This is a genomic window from Novosphingobium terrae, assembly GCF_017163935.1.
GTDB lineage: Bacteria > Pseudomonadota > Alphaproteobacteria > Sphingomonadales > Sphingomonadaceae > Novosphingobium > Novosphingobium terrae.
In genome coordinates this window covers 2,390,535-2,409,482 of the sequence record NZ_JABVZR010000002.1, presented here as the reverse complement: position 1 = coordinate 2,409,482, position 18,948 = coordinate 2,390,535, and the positions used below count along the sequence as shown (strand labels likewise).

Below are 18,948 nucleotides of genomic sequence, written 5' to 3'. Positions count from 1 at the left end.
TTGCAACAAAATTCTTTTGTCCGGAATGAGTTAGCTCGCCGTCTTCCTGTCGAGACGCAAGCGCGTCGAAGCGGAGGATTAGGATGATGAGCAACAGGGGAATTTCGTTGCTGGCTCTCGCGGCGGTGCTCGGCATGTCGGGCGGCGCACAGGCCAGCGCTGCACAGAGCAATGTCGCGGGCCAGATGCGTTACGATATCGCCTCGGGCGATCTGCGCAGCGCCATTTCGCAATTCTCGCAGGCCAGTGGCCTGCAGGTGGTGGTGGCGCCCAAGGCCATCAATGGCCGCCGCACAGCGGGGCTGCGCGGCACCTTTCCGGCGCGTGAGGCGCTCGATCAGCTGCTGCGCGGCACGGGGCTGACCGCCAGCTTCCAGAACGGCGTCGCGGTGCTCAAGCCCGCGCCGGTTGCGGTGACACGGGCACGCCCCGTCCAGCTGGCTTCGGCGCGCAGCGAGACGCCCAGCCCCAGTGCCCCCGCACCGGAAGACCCCGATGCCGCGCCACAGATCACCGTCACCGGCTTTCGCCACAGCCTGACCGTGGCGCAGGATTTCAAGCGCCACGCCGTGGGCGCCGAGGACGATATCGTCGCCTCCGACATTGCCGCCTTTCCCGATCTCAATCTTGCGGAATCGCTGCAGCGCGTGGCGGGCATCACCATCACGCGTGACAGCGGCGAAGGCCGCCAGATCGCCCTGCGCGGCCTTGGCGCCGATTTCACCCGCACCCAGCTCAACGGCATGGAGGTGCTGGGCAACACCGCCTCGGGCATGGACAATCGCGGCGGCGTCAGCCGTTCGCGCTCCTTCGATTACAGCCTTTTCGCCTCGGAACTGTTCAGCCGGGTCTCGGTGCAGAAGAGCTTTTCGGCCGAACAGGATGAAGGCGGCATCGCGGGCACCGTCCAGCTGACCAGCGCCAAGCCCTTCGATGTGGGTGACAAGTTCATCATCTCGGCCAAGGGGCAGACCAACACCAACACCACCGGCGTTACGCCGCGCGTGGTGGGCCTCGCCTCGCATCGCTGGGGCGATCTGGCCGCGCTGGTTTCGGTGGCCTATAGCCAGATCCGCAGCAATGAGTTCGGCTATCGCAACTGGGGCTGGGGCCTGACGAAATACAACGCCGCCAACATCGGCCCGAACATCGATGCCGCCACGCGCAGTGCGCTGCTCAACGGCGTCTGGGCTCCGACGGCGGAATCGCCTTCCAGCTGGTACACGGATCGCAAGCGCCTGGGCATCACCTCCTCGCTGCAATATCACCCCGGCAAGGATTTCAAGCTCGACGTCGATTTCCTTTACGGGCGTCTGTGGGACCACCGCGACGACTATGCCATCGCCAGCGCGGGCACCAATGCGCTGACCGGCAGCCCCATCGGCGGCACACAGGTGATCCAGAGCGCGGTGGTGGACGGCACCAACACGCTGCGCGCCGCCAGCTACACCGGGATCGACCAGCGTTCCGAGCATCACACCATCGAGAACCACACCAATTTCTATCAGGGCGTGGCCAATCTCAGCTGGAACGTCACCGACCGCCTGACCGTCAACGCGCTGGGCGGCTATGAGGAATCGGATTTCGCCCAGCCGGTGTTCGACAAGGTGTTCATGGAGCTGAAGAACACCGCCTTCAGCTTCGATGACCGCCCGGCGATCCCCGTCAACACCTATGGCAAGGATCTGACCGATCCCAACAATTGGGCGCTGCAGCGGCTGGACACGCAGGAAAACGCCATCACCAACAAATATGCCAATGGCAAGCTGGACGGTGCTTACAAACTGACCGACACGCTGACCTTCAAGGCAGGTGGCGAATTCAAGCATTTCACCAACAGCGGCTATCAGTACAACAACAAGGTCTTCCACAATGTGCCCGCCGATGTGGCCATTCCCAACAATTTGAAGCAGACCGTCGCCCCTCAGACGTTGCTGCAATATATCGTCGGCAATGTGGATGGCGTTTACAATTACATCGGCGATCCGCGTGATCTGAACGCCTCATATCTGCAGGCGGGCAGCGACTATCGCGTCGATGAAAAGACCTGGGCCGGTTTCATCCAGGCCGATCTCGATACGATGCTGGGCGGCATGCGGCTGCGCGCCAATGCGGGTGTACGCTATTACTCCACCGATCTGACATCCTCGGGCCATCTGGCCACCACCGGCGGTCTGGTGCCCGTGTCGATCAAGAACAACAGCAATGGCTGGCTGCCCGCCGCCAACATCGCGCTGGATGTGACCAAGGCGCTGATCCTGCGCCTGAGCGCCAGCCGCAATGTCAACCGCCCCGCGCTGGGCGATCTGGCGGCGGCAGGTTCGATCACCACCCGCCCTAATGGCGGCAGTGCCAGCTTCGGCAATCCTTTCCTCCAGCCCTATAAGGCGACCTCGGTGGAAGGATCGGTCGAATATTACATGGACCAGAGCGGCATCGCCTCGCTGGGCTTCTTCTACAAGCATATGGACAGCTTCATCTCCTCGGCCACAACGCAGATCCCCTATGGCCAGACGGGTCTGCCGCTCTCGCTGCTGATCCAGGGTGAGGATGCCAACACGCTGTTCGACGTCAGCCAGCCGGTCAATGGCGCGGGCGCCAACATCAAGGGGCTGGAAGCGGCCTTCCAGCATGATTTCACCTTCCTGCCGGGGCCGCTCAAGCATCTGGGCGTGGTGGCCAACGGCACCTGGTTCGATGGGCACCAGACCGCCTATTACAGCAATGTGCCCAAGATCATCCAGTTGCCCAATCTCTCGAAATGGGCCGCCAATGTGACGCTCTATTACGAGAACAAGCTGTGGGGCGCGCGCATTTCGGACGCCTATCGCAGCCGCTATCTGATCGGCGCGGGCACCGCCATCGACAATTCGGGCGACGCCATCGAGGGCAGCCACAATGTGGACTTTCAGGCGCATATCAACGTCCGCCCCGGCGTCCGTCTGATCGCCGAAGGCATCAACCTGACCAATCAGCCGATCGTCCAGTCGGTGGGCCCGGCCCGTACCGAGGTCTATACCACCAGCGGTCGCACCTTCACCTTCGGCTTCAGCGCCGAATTCTGATGGGAGGCCCCTCCCCGCCCGGATCTTCGGGCGGGGAGGGGCACCTTATTGCGGCACCAGCGTCTTGAGCGGCACGGCAGGATCTGCCAGCACGTCAGGCGCCACCAGGACTCCGGAGGTGATCAGGCCGCGCCCCTGAATAAAATCCCGGGCCATGTTCACGCAATCCAGCGCGATCACCTTGCCATCCCGCGTGTAGAGGATGGAAAAGCTTCCCGCCGCCGGATCGCCCCGCACGATATAGGCATCATGCCCCGAAGACAGGCCGATGGTCTGGATCTTCAGATCATACTGGTTCGACCAGAACCACGGCAGAGCGGCATAGGTCACCGCTTCCCCGGCGATGGTGCGGGCGACGGTCATCGCCATATCCACCGCATTCTGCACCGATTCCAGACGGACCGTCGCGCCATCGGCAAAGCTGTTGGCATGGGCCGCCAGATCGCCGATGGCATAAATGTCAGCCAGGCTGGTGGCGCAACGCTCATCCACCAGCACGCCATTGCCCACGGTTGCACCCGCCGCTTCCAGCGGCGCGACTTCCGGCACGATGCCGATGCCCACGATCAGCAGATCACAGGGGATCACCTCGCCGCCCGCAAGCCGCACGCCCGTGACCAGAGCATCGCCCTCCAGCGCCTCGATCGCGATGCCGACACGCAGATCGACGCCATGCGTCCGATGGGCCTGTTCGACAAAGCGTGACAGGGCTTCCCCGGCGGCGCGGGCCAGCACCCGGTCCTGCATCTCCAGCAGAGTGACCTGCTTGCCGGCCTTGGTCAGCACGGCGGCGGCCTCAAGCCCGATATAGCCGCCGCCGATGATCGCCACGCGCCGGACAGCGGCTGCGGCCTCTCTCAACCGGTCGGCATCGGCCAGCGTGCGGATGGCCAGCACATTGGCGGCATTCCCCTTGTCGAGCGGCAGGCGGCGTGGCGCACCACCGGCGGCCCAGACCAGTCTGCCGTAACCGAAGCTGCGACCAGCGGCGGTGGTGATGCTGTGGGCCTCGGCATCGATCGACACCACCCTTTCGCTGGTGATCAGCGTGATGTTCTTGTCCTGCCAGAAGGCTTCCGGGCGGATAAACAGCCGCTCCCGCACCTTCTCGCCCGAGAAATACTCCTTGGAGAGCGGCGGCCTTTCATAGGGCAGTTCGGCCTCATCCCCGACGATCGCGATCGAACCGGTAAAACCATGCTGCCGCAAGGCGATGGCCGTATGCGCGCCGCCGTGACCGCCGCCAACAATGATCACATCATAGCATTGCACCATGGGTCTTCAGCCTCTCAGTCGGCGCGTTCAATCGGTCGGTGCAAGCCGGACCCGAATGGCATCGAGATCCTGCGTGATGGCGATCTGGCAGGACAGTCGCGAATGGTTCTGACGGTGAAGCGAACTGTCGAGCAAATCCTCTTCATCCGGGCTGGCGGGGGTCTTCATGCTCTCCGGGCCAGCTTCCACATAGACATGGCAGGTGGCACAGGAGCAGCAGCCCCCGCACAATGCCAGCAGATCATCGAAACCATGATCGCGCAGCGCCTCCATCAGGGTGATGCCGGGGGCTGCCTTGATCTGCGTTTCCACGCCATTGAGATCGATCACATAGAGATTGGCCATAATCTGCCTCTGTCAGCGCATGCGTTCGGCGTGCCAGGCGAGATGATCGGCCATAAAGCTCGCGATGAAATAGTAGGAATGGTCATAGCCCGGCTGCATGCGGATGGTGGCCTGCTGCCCGGTACGGGCGCAGACATCGCGCAGCAGATCGGTGCGGAGCTGCTCGGCCAGAAACTGGTCGGCCTCGCCCTGATCGACCAGCAGATCGGGCAGGCGCGCACCATCCTCGATCAGCGCGACCGCATCGTGGCGGCGCCATGCTGCGCGGTCCTGCCCCAGATAGCCGCCCAGCGCCTTGTGCCCCCAGGGCACCTGCGATGGCGCCACGATGGGCGCAAAGGCCGAGACCGCCTTGAAACGCTCGGGGTGGGTCAGGCCGATGGTCAGCGCGCCATGGCCGCCCATGCTATGCCCCATGATCGACTGGCGCTCCATATCTGCCGGAAAATGCTCGGCAATCAGGCCGGGCAGCTCCTGCGTGATATAGCTTCCCATGCGGTAATGCTTGTCGAAGGGCGCCTGTGTGGCATCGACATAGAAGCCCGCGCCCAGACCGAAATCATAGGCGCCTTGCGGATCGTCAGCCACATCTTCGCCACGCGGCGAGGTGTCCGGCGCCACGAAGATCAGGCCGAGTTCAGCGCATGCACGCCGGAACTCGCCCTTTTCGGTGACATTGGCATGGGTGCAGGTCAGCCCCGAAAGATACCACACCACCGGTAGCCGCGCCCCTTGCGCATGGGGCGGGACATAGACCGAAAAGGTCATGTCCACGCCGCACACGGCAGAGGCATGGCGATAGACGCCTTGAGCGCCACCAAAGGCCTGATTGAGGCTGACCTGTTCCATGCCGAGGGTCAGTTCCCGCCGGTGAAGGCGTAGGAGCACAGCTTGTTGCCCGCCGGATCGCGCAGATAGGCGGCATAGGCGCCGGGCAGATGGCCGCGCTCCCCCGGAGCGCCCTCATCACTGCCGCCTGCGGCAAGGCCCGCGGCATGGAAGGCATCGACCTGCGCCGGCGTGGCAGCGGCAAAACCGATGGTCACGCCATTGCCGGAGGGCGCTTCACCATTGCCGGGCCTGGCGACGATAAAGGCAGGCTTGTCCTTACCATACAGCACCCAGCCGCTGCCGAAGGGGCCGAGGTTCTTCACGCCCAGAGCGCCCAGCACGTCATCGTAAAAGCGCGTCGAGGCTTCGAGATCGGCGGCGCCGATGAACACATGGCTGAAAACGCCGTCACCAGAAATCACTGACATCGTCACTCTCCATCGTCAGCGAGCGGCATTGACCCGCTCGGCAAGGTTATCGTTATGCAGGATCAGAGGCTGACCTGCCGGGTCCATTCGGGCAGATTGTAATAGACGCTGATGCGGCAGATCAGCCCATCGCGCAGGGTGAAGAAGGCCCCGGCGGGCAGGACGTAGCGCTGACCGGTGGCCTCGGGCAGGCCTTCGTCTGTGGCGAGATACTGGCCGTGGACGGTGAATTCCGCTGCCGCCCGCGTGCCATCGGTATGGGCCATCAGGGTGATATCGCTCAGCTGCTCGGCGTAGCAGCGGTCCATATGGGCGAGGAAGGCGGTGAAGGCCGCCTTGCCCGTCTGGCGTTCGCCCTGGTTGATGTCATGCGCCACATCGTCGGTAAGGCAGGCCAGCATGGCGGGCCTGTCTCCGGCGTTGAAGGCGGCGTAATAACGCTCCAGCAGGGCGATTGCGCTCATCAGAACACCACGACGCTGCGGATGCTTTTACCCTCATGCATCAGGGTGAAGGCATCGTTGATCTCTTCCAGCCCCATGACATGGGTGATCATCGGGTCGATCTCGATCTTGCCGGTCATGTACATGTCGACGATCTTGGGCACATCGGTGCGGCCCTTGGCCCCGCCAAAGGCCGTGCCGCGCCAGTTGCGACCCGTGACCAGCTGGAAGGGGCGGGTTTCGATGGTCTTGCCAGCCTCGGCCACGCCGATGATGATGCTGGTGCCCCAACCGCGGTGACAGGCTTCCAGAGCGGTGCGCATCACCTCGGTGTTGCCGGTGGCGTCGAAGGTGTAATCGGCGCCGCCATCGGTCATCAGCACGATTTTCGCGACAATGTCCTCGCGGCTCATGCCCTTGGTGTTGAGGAAATCGGTCATGCCGAAGCGGCGGCCCCATTCCTCGCGGTCGGGGTTGATATCGACGCCGATGATCTTGTTGGCCCCTGCCAGACGCGCGCCCTGAATAACGTTCAGACCAATGCCGCCCAGACCAAAGATCACCACATTGTCGCCCACCTGCACCTTGGCGGTGTTCACCACCGCGCCCACGCCCGTGGTGACGCCGCAGCCGATGTAGCAGCTGGACTGGAACGGCGCATCCTCACGGATCTTGGCCACGGCGATCTCTGGCAGCACGGTGAAGTTGCTGAAGGTCGAGCAGCCCATATAGTGGAAGATCGGCTGGCCCTTGTAAGAAAAGCGCGTGGTGCCGTCGGGCATCAAGCCCTTGCCCTGCGTGGCGCGGATCGCGGTGCAGAGGTTGGTCTTGCCCGAGAGGCAGCTTTTGCACTGGCGGCATTCGGGCGTGTAGAGCGGGATCACATGGTCGCCGGGCTTCACATAGGTGACGCCCGGGCCAACCTCGCGCACAATCCCTGCGCCCTCATGGCCGAGGATCGAGGGGAAGATGCCCTCGGAATCGAAGCCGTCCAGCGTGTAGGCATCGGTGTGGCAGATGCCCGTCGCCATGATCTCGACCAGCACTTCGCCCGCCTTGGGGCCTTCCAGATCGACTTCCACGATCTCCAGCGGAGTCTTGGGCGCAAAGGCGACGGCGGCGCGGGTCTTCATCTCAAGCTTCCCTTTCGGACACGATGCATTTCGGCGTTTCAGGGCAGTGCGAAACCCGCCATATGGCGGCCCCCGGCGCGGCACGATCCGGCCATGCTGCCCTTGCCGATTGTTCTGATCCTGAAGCTCTACCCAAAGCCGCGCCTTGTGATAAAGACCGATATTTGGAAATCATTATACCATATTTGGGATAATAAATGTCAGACTGGGACGGGATCGAGGAGTTTGTGGCGGTCGCCAAAGGCGGCTCCTTCACCAGAGCAGCAGAGATGCTCGGCACCTCGCTGACCCATATCAGCCGCGCGGTGATGGCGCTGGAGCAGCGGCTTCAAGTCCAGTTGCTGCATCGCACCACGCGGGTGGTGAAGCTGACCGACACCGGACGCACCTTTCTGGAACATTGCCTGCGCCTGATCGAGGACCGCGACGATGCCCTCGCCCTCATCACCGACCGCAGCGAACCCCAAGGCGAATTGCGCATCACCTGCTCCATGGCGATGGGCGAGCAGGTGCTGGCCCCGATCATGCGCCGTTTCGCGCTGCAGCATCCCCGGATCACCATGGTCATCGATCTGACCAACCGGCTCGTCGATCTGGTGGGTGAGGGCTATGATCTGGCGATCCGCACCGGCGATCTGCGGGATTCCCGTCTGATCAGCACCCGCATCGCCTCGCGCGCTTTTGTGACCTGCGCGGCGCCGGCCTATCTGGAAAGCAACGGCACGCCCGGAACCGCCGAGGATCTGACCAACCATGAATGCCTGATCGGCACCAGCACCATCTGGCATTTCAAGCAAGGTGGCGAGGCGATCCAGTTGCGCCCCTCCAGCCGGTTTCGCTGCAACAGTGGTCATGCGGTACTGGAGGCCTGCCTGGCGGGCATGGGCATTTGCCAACTGCCCGAATTCTACGTCAACAAGCATCTGCGCAGCGGCGCCTTGCGTCCACTTCTGCCCGATTGGCAGGCCGATGAGGAACCGATCTGGGCCGTCTATCCGCAAAGGCGCCATCTTTCGCCGAAAATTCGCGGGGCGCTCGATTATCTCAAGATCGAGTTTCCCAAAGCAATGCAGGCCATCGCCGGAGAGCGCTAGAAAGCGATGCCTTTAAAGGCATCGGTCTTGCGAAGATGGCATCACTCTCACCCATCTGCGCGGGACTATCCTCCGCCCGAAGCGGCGCCTCACAGGCCAGCCAGGAGGGATTCATGAAAGCGACAATCACACGGCGCGATTTTACCACGCTGGTCGGGATGGGGGCAGGCATGATCGCCTGTGGTGCTACGCGTGCATGGGCGGCGCCGTCGTCACCCGGCCACCATTCCCTGCTGATCTTCAGCGATCCCCTGCCCGGGCAGGAAGAGGCCTATGCCCAATGGCAAAGGGCAGCCGCAGCCCGAACCATGCTTTCCATCCCCGGCGTCCTCGCAGCACATCATTTCGTGCCGGGCCCGCTGGAGCTGCGCCATACCGCCAGAAAAACGCCCGCGCATCTGACGATCTACACGATCCAGTCCGCCGGTTTTGACATGGCGGCGCGCGAAATCGCCCGGCGCGGCGCGCTGGGCCAGGTGTGGCCGCCGGAAAGCTCCGCCTCGGTCCAGACCTTCGCCTATCGCTCCTATCGCCCCACCACGCCGGGCGTGGGCGGCGAGCCGCAAGGCGCGGCGCCCGGCACAAAGGAGCGCACGATCATTCTGGCTTTCGGCGATGCCGTGGCGGGTCAGGAAGCAGCCTATGATGACTGGTACGATCACGTGCATCAGCCCGAACTGATGGGCAAGGCAGGCGTGTTGAGCGGCACAAGGGATATTCTGGCCGACATCCAGCCCGGCCCGCCCGCCGATCGCCCGCGCTATCTCTTCACCATGGAGCTGCTGACCAGCGATCTGGCTGCGACCTTCCGCGGCATTCTCAACGGCGCCGGCGCGCCCTCCCCCGCGCTGGACCGCACGCGCGGCTTTGGGTTCACCTATCGCCCGGCTTGAGAGGAACCATGCCCCTCATCAGCGATACACCGTCAGCATCGGGATATGCTCTTTGCCATCGTTTCGCATATAGGCAAAATCGAACAAGCTCTCCTTCGCCATCATCTCTGTCATGGTGAAATATAGCCGCCAGCGGTCGAAAGAACCCGGCGATCTGGGAGAGCCCGAATGAACAAGAGGAAGTGCGGCTTGCTGACCTGCGCCGCTGCGATGTCACTCATCACCGCCGTGACGGCGCAGGCGCAAGCGACCCCGCCACCAGCTGCTCAGCCAGCCGATGGCGATCAGGGCAGCGCCCCGCAGCCCGCCGCCGACAACGGTGTGGGCGACATCATCGTGACCGCGCAGCGCCGGTCTGAAAATCTGCAGAAGGTGCCGATTGTCGTCACCGCGCTGAACAACACCCAGCTGACGCGCTCGGGCGTGGTCAGCCTGCCCACGCTCAGCCTGGTGGCGCCGGGGCTGAACTCGCGTACCTCGGGCGGCGGCGTGTTCCAGCCGTCGATCCGCGGCATCGGCACGTCGAGCAATGTGGTGGAGAACCCCGTCGCGCTCTACATCGATGGCGTCTATCTGGCCAATCAGAACGAGAGCAACCGCGAACTGCCCGATGTGGAGCAGATCGCCGTGCTGAAAGGCCCGCAAGGCACGCTGTTCGGGCGCAATTCCACCGGCGGCGTGATCCAGATCACCACCAAGCGCCCGACGCAGGAGTTCTCCGGACAGGTCAAGGCGGAGATCGACAATTACGCCACGCTGCGCACCGGTGCCTATCTGACCGGCGGTGTCGCCAAGGATCTGGCGGCCAGCATTTCAGTGGATTACGCCACGCAGGGGCGCGGCTGGGGTACCAATCTGGTGACCGGCAATGACACGTTCAAGCTGGCCCATTCGCTTTCGCTGCGCGGCAAGCTGCTTTATGAGCCCGATGCGGACACGTCCTTGATGCTGATCGGCGATTATATGGATCGCAAGCAGTATACCTATACCTTCGTGCCCTATCCCGGCACCACCTTCGTGGGGCCTGCCACCAGGCTGGCGGGCAAGCAGGACACCGCCTCGCCAATCGATCCCTATGCGGCCTATCATGGAGGCGGCGTCAGCCTGACGGCGGAGCACCGGCTGTCCTTTGCCAAGCTGACCTCGATCACCGCCTATCGGCAGGGCACCACCAGCTATTTGTTTGACGATGCGCCCAGCGGCACGCCCATCTTCTATGTCGGCGTGGCGCCTGGCAATCAGCCGAACAAGTCCTTCTCGGAGGAACTGCAACTGTCCTCGGTCGGCAACGGCCCGGTGAAATACACCTTCGGCGTGTTCTATTTCTTCAACCGCAACAGCAATTCGCCCGTCTTCCGCGACTTCTTCCCCACCTTCTACGGCGCCACCAACGGTCCGCCCACCGCGAACCAGAGCACGCTGACCTATGGCTCTGAAAAAACGCAATCCGTCGCGCCCTTCGGCCAGATGGACATCACCCTGCTGAAGGACACCACGCTGACGCTGGGCGCGCGATACACCTATGAAAAGCGCGAATTGGTGGGCAATGCGCTGCTCAACCTCTACAATGGCAACACGATCAATGTGAACTACAACCCCGCCCCGCTGACGATCAACAAGCCGACCTGGCGCGCAGCGCTCAGTCATCAGTTCACCTCGACGGTTCTGGGCTATGTCTCCTACAATCGCGGGATCAAGAGCGGCGGCTTCAACATTCTCACGCCTTCCAACCCGGCCTATCTGCCCGAAAAGCTCGACGCCTATGAGGCCGGTTTCAAGACCGAACTCTTCGGTCGGCGGCTGCGCCTGAACGCGGGCGGCTTCTACTATAATTACGACAATCTGCAGGTGACGCAGTTCGTCGGCGTCTCGCAGACGGTGGTGAACGGCGCCAGAGCGCGGCTCTATGGTCTGGATGTCGATTTCAACGCCAAGTTGACCTCAGAGTTCAGCCTGAGCGGCGGCTTTGAAATGCTGCATGCCCATTTCACCTCCTATCCCAATGCCGTGGGCAGCATTCCCAAGGCAACGGGCGGCGCCACGCTGATCAGCGTGGATGCTTCGGGCAACCGCATCCCGCAATCGCAGAAATTCGTGGGCACGCTGGCGCTGGACTATGAAAAGCAGTTCTCGTCCGGCACATTCCACGCCAATGTTACCGGAAATTACAACGGCAATTACAAGTTCGAGGCGGATAACTTCCTGACTCAAGGCGCCTATACGCTGCTTAACAGCTCGCTGAGCTGGCAACCCGCGCATAGCGCACTGACGGTCTCGATCTGGGGCCGCAACCTGCTCAATGCCATTGTGCTGAACAATGCGACATCACAGGCCATCGGCTATCCGGTGTCTTACGGCCAGCCGCCGCGCACCTTTGGCGTAACGGGCAAGGTTACCTTCTAACGCATACAATAAGGGGGCGGCACAGGATGCCGCCCCCCCCTTTTTTGCCTGTGTTCAGGCCACCAACTGGATCGGGGCCTCGATCAGATCGCGCAAGGCGGCCATAAATTGCGCCGCCACCGCACCATCGATGGCGCGATGATCGAAGCTGGCCGTGGCCGCCATGATCGTGGCCAGAGCGATCTCGCCCTTTACATCCCAAGGCTGACGCACACCCGCCGCCGTGCCGAGGATCAGCGCCTGAGGCGGATTGATCACCGGGAACATCTCATCCACCCCGAACATGCCGAGATTGGAGAGCGAGACGGTGCCGCCCTGATAATCCTCAGGCGTCAGGCGGCCATCGCGCGCCTTTTCGGCCAGCGCCTTGCTTTGCCCGGCAATCGCCGAAAGCGAGAGCGAGGCCACATCGCGCAGCACCGGCGTCACTAGCCCGCCCGGGATCGCCACCGCCATCGAGACATCGACCCGGCCAAAGCGATGCAGCACATCGCCGCCGAACTGCACATTGGCATCGGGCACCGCCACCAGCGCCAGAGCCAGCGCCTTGATCAGCATATCATTGACCGAAAGCTTCACCCCGCGCCCGGCAAGGCCCGCGTTCAGCTCACCGCGCAGCGCCAGCAAGGCGTCCAGATTGCAGCGCGAGGTCAGGTAGAAATGCGGCACCTGCTGCTTGGATTCCGTCAGACGGCGGGCGATGGTCTTGCGCATGCCCGACAGCTTCTCGCTGACCACCGGCACGCCCTCGGGTGGCGGCGCGATCACCGGCGCGGCAACAGCCAGCGGCGCAACCGGGGCAACGCGCGTGGGGATCGCCGCGCCCAGATCCGCCACCACGATGCGCCCGCGCGATCCGCTGCCCTGCACCTTGCCCAGATCGACACCCTTGATCGCCGCGACCCGCCTTGCCAGCGGCGTGGCCGGGATCGAGCGATCCAGCACCAGCGGTGCGGCAGCGACCGGGGCTTCCACCACAGCCACGACAGGTGCAGGCGCGACAGGCGCTGCCTTCTCCGCCACAACCGGCGCGGCGGCAGAAGCAGTTTCAGCCACCACCTCCCCCGCATCGCCCAGCACGGCGATCACCGTGCCCACGGCAACATTCTCGCTGCCCGCCGGGACCAGCAGGCGCAGCACGCGCCCGCCATCGGCCACTTCGAATTCCATCGTCGCCTTGTCAGTCTCGATTTCGGCGATCTGGTCGCCGGCTTTCACGAGATCGCCCTCGTTCACCAGCCAGCGGGCCAAAGTGCCCTTCTCCATCGTCGGCGACAGCGCCGGCATGCTCAATTCAATGGCCATGTCAGTTCCCCAGAAACAGTTCGGCGGCAGCGTCGATGATCGCCTCGCTGTCCAGCCGGTAGGTGCGGTAAAGGTCTGAAAGATTGCCGGTCTGGCCGAAGCGGTCGGTGCCCAGCGGGCTGATGCGATTGCCGCGCACCCCGCCGATCCACGACAGGGCCGCTGGCGAGCCATCCAGCACTGTCACCAGCCCCGCGCCCGGTGCCAGATCGCCCAGCAAGCGGTCGATATGCGAAGGCACCGGCGCCTCATCCTTCCAGCGCGCCCCGCGCGAGGCGGACCAGCCGCGATGCAGCAGATCGGGCGAGGTGACATTCATCAGCCCCAGCCCCGGAATATCATCCGCCAGCTGTTCCCACGCCGCCAGCGCCTCGGGCGCGACCACGCCGGAGAAGATGATCGCCGCCGTGGCATCGGGGCCGGGGCGACGCAGCCAATAGGCGCCCGCCAGCGCATCGGCCTGCCAGCTGCCATCCTCGCGCGTCACCTGCGGGATGCTGCGGGTGGAGAGGCGCAGATAGACCGAGGAGCCATCCGGGCGCTGCATGATATCGAAAGCATGCGCCATGGTCAGCGCCACCTCATCGGCAAAGGCCGGCTCATAGGTGGTGAGGCCGGGCTGGCCCATGCCGATCAGCGGCGTGTTGATCGACTGATGCGCGCCACCCTCGGCGGCCAGCGTGATGCCCGAAGGCGTGCCGACCAGCAGGAAGCGGCTGTCCTGATAACAGCCATAGTTCAGCGCATCGAGCCCGCGCGCGATAAAGGGATCATAGACCGTGCCCACCGGCAGCAGCCGCGTGCCGAAATGCGGCCCGGCCAGCCCGAGCGCGGCCAGCACGAGGAAGAAATTGCTCTCGGCAATGCCCAGCTCGATATGTTGGCCCGCCGTGTGCTGCAGCCATTTCTGGGTCGAGGGGATCTTGGCCTTCAGGAACACATCGCCCAGCTCCTGCCGCCGGAACAGCCCGCGCTGATTGACGAAGGCGCCCAGATTGGTGGTCTGGGTCACATCGGGCGCGGTGGTGACGATGCGGTCGGCCAGTTCCTCGCCGCCCTTGGCCAGTTCGTGCATGATCTTGCCGAAGGCCGCCTGAGTCGATTGCTCGGCTCCGGTGGGCGCGGGGATGGCGGGCACCGGCACGGTGGGCGCGGCGCTTTCGCGGCGGTGGTGGGCGATCGGGCTATCGTTGACGAAAGCCTGCAAGGACTGGGCGACATTTTCACCCAGACCGCACCACTTGTCCCATTCCGTGCCGGGGGTGATGCCCAGACTGTCGCGGAACTGCTCCATCTGGGTCGGGCTCATCATGCCCGAGTGATTGTCCTTGTGCCCGGCCAGCGGCAGGCCCTGCCCCTTCACCGTATAGGCGATAAACAGCGTGGGCCGATCATCCTGAGCGCTGTCGAAAGCATCGATCAGCGATTCCACACAGTGGCCGCCCAGATTGGTCATCAGCCGCGCCAGACCCGCATCGTCAAAGCTGTCGAGCAGCGCCTTCACGTTGGGTTTGTCGCCGATATCGGCCATCAGGCGTTCACGCCAATGGCTGCCGCCCTGATAGGTCAGCACCGCGAATTCGGCATTGGGGCAGCTGTCGATCCATTCCTCCAGCGCCTTGCCCCCCGGGCGGGCGAAGGCCTCGCGCTGGTGGCGGCCATGCTTGAGCGTCACCACGCGCCAGCCGCAGGTCTCGAAAATATCGTCGAAACGGCGGAACATACGGTCGGCAGTGGTGGCATCCAGCGACTGGCGGTTGTAATCGACCACCCACCAGCAATTGCGCAGATCGTGCTTGTAGCCCTCGATCAGGCATTCATAGATGTTGCCCTCATCCAGCTCGGCATCGCCCATCAGCGCGATCATCCGCCCGGCATTCTCTTCCTTCACCTGACCATGCGCGATCAGATAATCCTGAACCAGAGAGGTGAAAGCGGTAATCGCCACGCCCAGCCCGACCGAGCCGGTGGAGAAATCGACCGGGATCACATCCTTGGTGCGGCTGGGATAGCTCTGCACGCCGCCAAGGCCGCGGAAGGCCTCCATCTTCTCGCGCGTCTGCTCATCCAGCAGATAGTGGATCGCATGCAACACCGGCCCGGCATGCGGCTTGACCGCCACCTTGTCATTCGGCCCCAGCGCGTGGAAGTACAGCGCCGCCATGATCGCCGTCATCGAGGCGCAGCTGGCCTGATGGCCGCCCACCTTCAGCCCGTCAGTCTTTTCGCGGATATGGTTGGCATTGTGGATCATCCAGGAGGACAGCCACAGCAACCGCTGGTCCATCATCTCCAGCGAGGCGACCAGCTCCTGCCGGTCGGACGAGATCGTGGTGGTCATCGGAGTGAACTTTCCATCGGGGCCGTCAATCCGGCCGGGTTGAGGTTGGGTTTGAGAGGTCACAGCAAGGCTTCCGCATCCTGAGCCAGCATCCGACGGTCAGGCAGGCGATCATGGGGGCCGAGCAGCATCTGGTTATGCGCGGCGCCGCTGGGCACCATGGGATAGCAATTGTCGAAACGGGCCACGCGCACATCGACCAGCACCGGGCCGGGATGGTCGATCATCTCGGCGATGCCCGCTTCCAGATCGGCGGGGTCATCGATACGCAGCCCGTGCCAGCCATAGGCGCGCGCCAGTTCGACAAAATCGGGCAGGGATTCCGAATAGCTGGCGGCATAGCGCCCGCCGTAATCGACATCCTGCAACTGCCGGACCATGCCGAGCAGCTCATTGTTGAGCAGGAAAATCTTGACCGGCAGGCGGAACTGCACGGCGGTCGACATCTCCTGCATGTTCATCTGAAACGAGGCATCGCCCGAGACATCGATCACCAGCCGCCCGGGATTGGCCGCCTGTGCGCCGATGGCAGCGGGCAGGCCATAGCCCATCGTGCCCAGCCCGCCGCTGGTCAGCCAGCGGCGCGGGGCCTCGAAACCCAGATGCTGAGCGGCCCACATCTGATGCTGCCCCACCTCTGTGCTGACGATGGGATCGCGGTGAGCCACCTGTCGCCACAGGGCCTGCAAGGCAGCCTGAGGGGCGATGCCCTCAGGCGGTTGCTCAAAGGCGAGGCAATCGCGCGCGCGCCATTCGTCAATCCGGCGCCACCATGGCGAAAGGTCCTGCGCCTGATGGCCCGCATCGCGCCATTGCGCAGTCATCCCGCGCAAGGCCTGCGCCGCATCGGCGTTGATCGCCACATCCACGGGCACATTCTTGCCGATGGAGCTGCGGTCAATGTCGATATGCACCTTCCGAGCATGGGGCGCGAAGGCATCCAGCCGCCCCGTCACGCGATCGTCGAAACGCGCGCCCACAGCCACGATCAGATCGGCCTCATGCATCGCCAGATTGGCTTCATAGGTGCCATGCATGCCCAGCATCCCCAGCCATTGCGGCGAGCTTGCCGGAAAGGCCCCCAGCCCCATCAGCGTGGAGGTGACCGGCGCCCCGCTCAGCGTAGCGATCTCACGCAGGGCCTCGCTGGCCGCAGAGCCTGCATTGATAACACCGCCGCCAGTGTAGAACACCGGGCGCCGCGCCTGCGCCAGCATCTCCACCGCGCGGGCCAGCGCCTGATCCTCGGCAGCGAAGGCCGGGCGATAGGAAGCGCGCATCGGCGCAGCGACGCCCGGCCAGGGGGCCCGCGCCAGTTGCACATCCTTAGGAATATCGATGGCGATGGGGCCGGGGCGCCCCGATCCGGCGATCTGGAAGCCTTCGCGCAACACGCCTTCCAGCTTCGCGACATCCTTCACCAGATAATTGTGCTTGGTGCAGTGCCGCGTGATGCCCACAGCATCGCATTCCTGAAAGGCATCGGTGCCGATCAGCGGCGTGGGCACCTGCCCGCTCAGCACCACGATGGGGATGGAATCCATCATCGCATCGGCTAGGCCGGTCACCGTGTTGATGATCCCCGGGCCGGAGGTGACCAGCACCACCCCCACCTTGCCGCTGGAACGGGCATAGCCCTCCGCCGCATGAGCCGCGCCGGCCTCATGGCGCACCAGCACATGGCGGATGCGCGCCTCATCGAACAGCGCGTCATAGATCGGCAGAACCGCGCCGCCCGGATAACCGAACACCGTATCGACCCCCAGGTCGACCAGCGTGCGCACCAGGATTTGCGCGCCGGATAGGATGGATAACTCCCGCATCGCTCTTACTTTCTTTTTTGCCCGATGACCCTACCGCAGATCGCGAGGAGAGTCCTTGCAAACCATGCCTCGATTGACTCTATTTTTAGCATGATCTACCAATTTGGATAATTAAGAGGCAGATTATGCCAATATCGGGAGATATCCATGTCATCGCGAGTCATCGATCAGATAGACCGGCGTATTCTCAATGAATTGCAGGCGGATGGGCGGATGACCAATCAGGATCTGTCGGATCGGGTCGGCCTGTCGCCATCGCCCTGCCTGCGCCGGTTGCGCCAGCTGGAGAGCGACGGCGTGATCTTCCGCTATGTCGCTCTGGTCGATCCGATCACCGCCGGCTTGCCCGTCACCGCCTTTATCCGCGTGCGCCTGGACCGGCAGGATGACCGGAATCTGGCGCTTTTCGAGGACACCGTGGCCGGTTTCCCCGAGGTGATGGAATGCTACATGATGACCGGCGATTCCGATTACCAGTTGCGCGTGATGTTCGAATCCCTGGGCGCTTTCGAGGATTTCCTGCGCCAGAAGCTGACCCGCATTCCCGGCGTTTCGCAGGTGACCACCAGCTTCGCCCTGAGGCCGGTGGTCTATAAGACATCGCTGCCTTTATGAGGCAGGTGCCACGTCCCGAGGCGCGAAAGCCTCACTGACCTCGTAATTATGCACGAAGTCTTCGGGCAGTTTCGGACCCCAACTGGCCAGACTGTCTTCCATGGCATAATTGGTCGGCGTCCACAGCGCATGGTCGTCGATGAAATCCATGTCGGCGTAATATTCGAACCATGACCCCCAAGGGTCCTGAATATAATGGAAGAAGTTCGATCCGATGGTGTGGCGGCCGAAACCCCAGTCACCCCGTCCGGCACGATCGACCAGAGCACGCCCGCTACGGCCCACCTCATCGGGATCGTTGACCTGAAAGCTGGCGTGGTGAAAACCGATGCCCGGCGATTTGGCAAAGGCTAGCACATGATGATCGCTGTTCTTGCGCGCGCAGGTGAAAGCGATCACATCCTGCGCCTGATCCGCCAGCGCCATGCCCAGACCTTCGGTGACAAAGCGCACGCTGGCCAGCACATCAGGGCTGAAGCATAGCATATGCCCCAGACGCAGCGGCTTGGCCGGTGCATAAGCGCGCGCGGGCAGGATCGCAGAGCGGCGGTTGCGCACAATGCGCCCCGGCGCGTTGATGGCAAAGGGCTCTGCTGCGGGCAGCGGTTCTTCCGCTGGCAGAGCGACCAGATGGAACAGCATGCCATGCGGATCGGTGACCCATAGCCCGCCTGCATCGAAACCTTCAGGCGCGTGCACCACCATGCCCCCCGCAGCGGGCACATCTTCGGCGATCTGTGCCAGCCCATCGGCCCGCAACGCGATATGGTGCAGGCGCTTGCGGGCGAAGCCGCCCAGCAGCGTGATGCAGGGCCTTTCCTGATCGGCACAACGCAGATCGACACGATTGCCATCCTGCACAGCCGCCAGACCGGCATCGGTGTAAAAGGCAATGCCCTCCTCAAGGGAGGGCACTTCCAGCGCGAAGGACAACGGTCCGATCACAGGCATGCG

General features: G+C 63.5%; 15 protein-coding genes. 5 read left to right on the top strand and 10 right to left on the bottom strand.

Translation table 11 applies throughout. From position 1 onward, the window contains the following. The first annotated feature begins 107 nt into the window (after positions 1–107). Positions 108–3,065, top strand: coding sequence for a TonB-dependent receptor (locus tag HGK27_RS28440; protein WP_241127561.1), 2,958 nt, complete (start codon positions 108–110; stop codon positions 3,063–3,065). Between the two features lie 45 nt (positions 3,066–3,110). Here HGK27_RS28440 and HGK27_RS28435 read toward each other — a convergent pair whose 3' ends face one another. Genes HGK27_RS28435 through HGK27_RS28410 form a run of 6 tightly spaced genes read right to left on the bottom strand, consistent with a single transcriptional unit; the run spans position 3,111 to position 7,520 of the window. After that, the gene (locus HGK27_RS28435) at positions 3,111–4,340 is read right to left on the bottom strand and encodes an NAD(P)/FAD-dependent oxidoreductase (protein WP_206244157.1); all 1,230 of its coding nucleotides are present in this window, start codon (positions 4,338–4,340) and stop codon (positions 3,111–3,113) included. A 27-nt stretch (positions 4,341–4,367) separates the two neighbouring features. Beyond that, positions 4,368–4,685 (bottom strand): 2Fe-2S iron-sulfur cluster-binding protein, encoded by a 318-nt coding sequence (locus HGK27_RS28430; protein ID WP_206244156.1) that lies wholly within the window; start codon positions 4,683–4,685, stop codon positions 4,368–4,370. A 12-nt stretch (positions 4,686–4,697) separates the two neighbouring features. After that, on the bottom strand, positions 4,698–5,534 hold the full coding sequence (gene fghA / locus HGK27_RS28425; protein ID WP_206244155.1) for an S-formylglutathione hydrolase: 837 nt from the start codon (positions 5,532–5,534) through the stop codon (positions 4,698–4,700). Positions 5,535–5,542: 8 nt separating this feature from the next. Further along, the gene (locus HGK27_RS28420; protein WP_206244154.1) at positions 5,543–5,950 is read right to left on the bottom strand and encodes a VOC family protein; all 408 of its coding nucleotides are present in this window, start codon (positions 5,948–5,950) and stop codon (positions 5,543–5,545) included. 56 nt (positions 5,951–6,006) lie between these two features. Next, positions 6,007–6,408 (bottom strand): ketosteroid isomerase-related protein, encoded by a 402-nt coding sequence (locus tag HGK27_RS28415; RefSeq protein ID WP_206244153.1) that lies wholly within the window; start codon positions 6,406–6,408, stop codon positions 6,007–6,009. Further along, the gene (locus HGK27_RS28410) at positions 6,408–7,520 is read right to left on the bottom strand and encodes an S-(hydroxymethyl)glutathione dehydrogenase/class III alcohol dehydrogenase (RefSeq protein ID WP_206244152.1); all 1,113 of its coding nucleotides are present in this window, start codon (positions 7,518–7,520) and stop codon (positions 6,408–6,410) included. The genes HGK27_RS28415 and HGK27_RS28410 overlap by 1 nt, the downstream gene beginning before the upstream one ends. Positions 7,521–7,717: 197 nt before the next feature. Between HGK27_RS28410 and HGK27_RS28405 the strand changes: the two genes are divergently transcribed. The 3 genes from HGK27_RS28405 (at position 7,718) to HGK27_RS28395 (ending at position 11,910) form a co-directional block, all read left to right on the top strand. Beyond that, positions 7,718–8,614 (top strand): LysR family transcriptional regulator, encoded by an 897-nt coding sequence (locus tag HGK27_RS28405; RefSeq protein WP_206244151.1) that lies wholly within the window; start codon positions 7,718–7,720, stop codon positions 8,612–8,614. Between the two features lie 113 nt (positions 8,615–8,727). After that, positions 8,728–9,507 carry a hypothetical protein gene (locus HGK27_RS28400; protein ID WP_206244150.1) on the top strand — a complete coding sequence of 260 codons (780 nt, stop codon included), beginning with the start codon at positions 8,728–8,730 and terminating at the stop codon, positions 9,505–9,507. A gap of 168 nt (positions 9,508–9,675) precedes the next feature. After that, positions 9,676–11,910 carry a TonB-dependent receptor gene (locus HGK27_RS28395; RefSeq protein WP_206244149.1) on the top strand — a complete coding sequence of 745 codons (2,235 nt, stop codon included), beginning with the start codon at positions 9,676–9,678 and terminating at the stop codon, positions 11,908–11,910. Positions 11,911–11,964: 54 nt separating this feature from the next. Here the strand turns inward: HGK27_RS28395 and HGK27_RS28390 are convergent, their stop codons facing one another. The 3 genes from HGK27_RS28390 to ilvB are packed head-to-tail and all read right to left on the bottom strand — an operon-like array spanning position 11,965 to position 17,379. Next, the gene (locus HGK27_RS28390; RefSeq protein ID WP_206244148.1) at positions 11,965–13,215 is read right to left on the bottom strand and encodes a dihydrolipoamide acetyltransferase family protein; all 1,251 of its coding nucleotides are present in this window, start codon (positions 13,213–13,215) and stop codon (positions 11,965–11,967) included. Between the two features lies 1 nt (position 13,216). After that, the gene (locus HGK27_RS28385; RefSeq protein WP_206244147.1) at positions 13,217–15,556 is read right to left on the bottom strand and encodes a transketolase; all 2,340 of its coding nucleotides are present in this window, start codon (positions 15,554–15,556) and stop codon (positions 13,217–13,219) included. A 59-nt stretch (positions 15,557–15,615) separates the two neighbouring features. Continuing rightward, positions 15,616–17,379, bottom strand: coding sequence for a biosynthetic-type acetolactate synthase large subunit (ilvB, locus tag HGK27_RS28380; RefSeq protein WP_206244146.1), 1,764 nt, complete (start codon positions 17,377–17,379; stop codon positions 15,616–15,618). Between the two features lie 147 nt (positions 17,380–17,526). Between ilvB and HGK27_RS28375 the strand changes: the two genes are divergently transcribed. After that, positions 17,527–17,994, top strand: a complete 468-nt coding sequence (locus tag HGK27_RS28375) for an Lrp/AsnC family transcriptional regulator (protein ID WP_206244145.1) — start codon at positions 17,527–17,529, stop codon at positions 17,992–17,994. Here HGK27_RS28375 and HGK27_RS28370 read toward each other — a convergent pair. Then, a complete protein-coding gene (locus HGK27_RS28370; protein ID WP_206244144.1) occupies positions 17,989–18,945 on the bottom strand; it encodes a VOC family protein in 957 nt (318 codons plus the stop codon). The two genes, HGK27_RS28375 and HGK27_RS28370, sit on opposite strands and share 6 nt — an antisense overlap. Between the last annotated feature and the right edge of the window lie 3 nt (positions 18,946–18,948).

Bases quoted from the DNA above. Each gene is read 5' to 3' on its own strand.
- HGK27_RS28415 (WP_206244153.1), bottom strand. From the start codon at position 6,408: ATGAGCGCAATCGCCCTGCTGGAGCGTTATTACGCCGCCTTCAACGCC.
- fghA (WP_206244155.1), bottom strand. From the start codon at position 5,534: ATGGAACAGGTCAGCCTCAATCAGGCCTTTGGTGGCGCTCAAGGCGTC.
- ilvB (WP_206244146.1), bottom strand. From the start codon at position 17,379: ATGCGGGAGTTATCCATCCTATCCGGCGCGCAAATCCTGGTGCGCACG.
- HGK27_RS28430 (WP_206244156.1), bottom strand. From the start codon at position 4,685: ATGGCCAATCTCTATGTGATCGATCTCAATGGCGTGGAAACGCAGATC.
- HGK27_RS28400 (WP_206244150.1), top strand. From the start codon at position 8,728: ATGAAAGCGACAATCACACGGCGCGATTTTACCACGCTGGTCGGGATG.
- HGK27_RS28405 (WP_206244151.1), top strand. From the start codon at position 7,718: ATGTCAGACTGGGACGGGATCGAGGAGTTTGTGGCGGTCGCCAAAGGC.
- HGK27_RS28375 (WP_206244145.1), top strand. From the start codon at position 17,527: ATGTCATCGCGAGTCATCGATCAGATAGACCGGCGTATTCTCAATGAA.
- HGK27_RS28410 (WP_206244152.1), bottom strand. From the start codon at position 7,520: ATGAAGACCCGCGCCGCCGTCGCCTTTGCGCCCAAGACTCCGCTGGAG.
- HGK27_RS28370 (WP_206244144.1), bottom strand. From the start codon at position 18,945: ATGCCTGTGATCGGACCGTTGTCCTTCGCGCTGGAAGTGCCCTCCCTT.
- HGK27_RS28390 (WP_206244148.1), bottom strand. From the start codon at position 13,215: ATGGCCATTGAATTGAGCATGCCGGCGCTGTCGCCGACGATGGAGAAG.
- HGK27_RS28435 (WP_206244157.1), bottom strand. From the start codon at position 4,340: ATGGTGCAATGCTATGATGTGATCATTGTTGGCGGCGGTCACGGCGGC.
- HGK27_RS28395 (WP_206244149.1), top strand. From the start codon at position 9,676: ATGAACAAGAGGAAGTGCGGCTTGCTGACCTGCGCCGCTGCGATGTCA.
- HGK27_RS28385 (WP_206244147.1), bottom strand. From the start codon at position 15,556: ATGACCACCACGATCTCGTCCGACCGGCAGGAGCTGGTCGCCTCGCTG.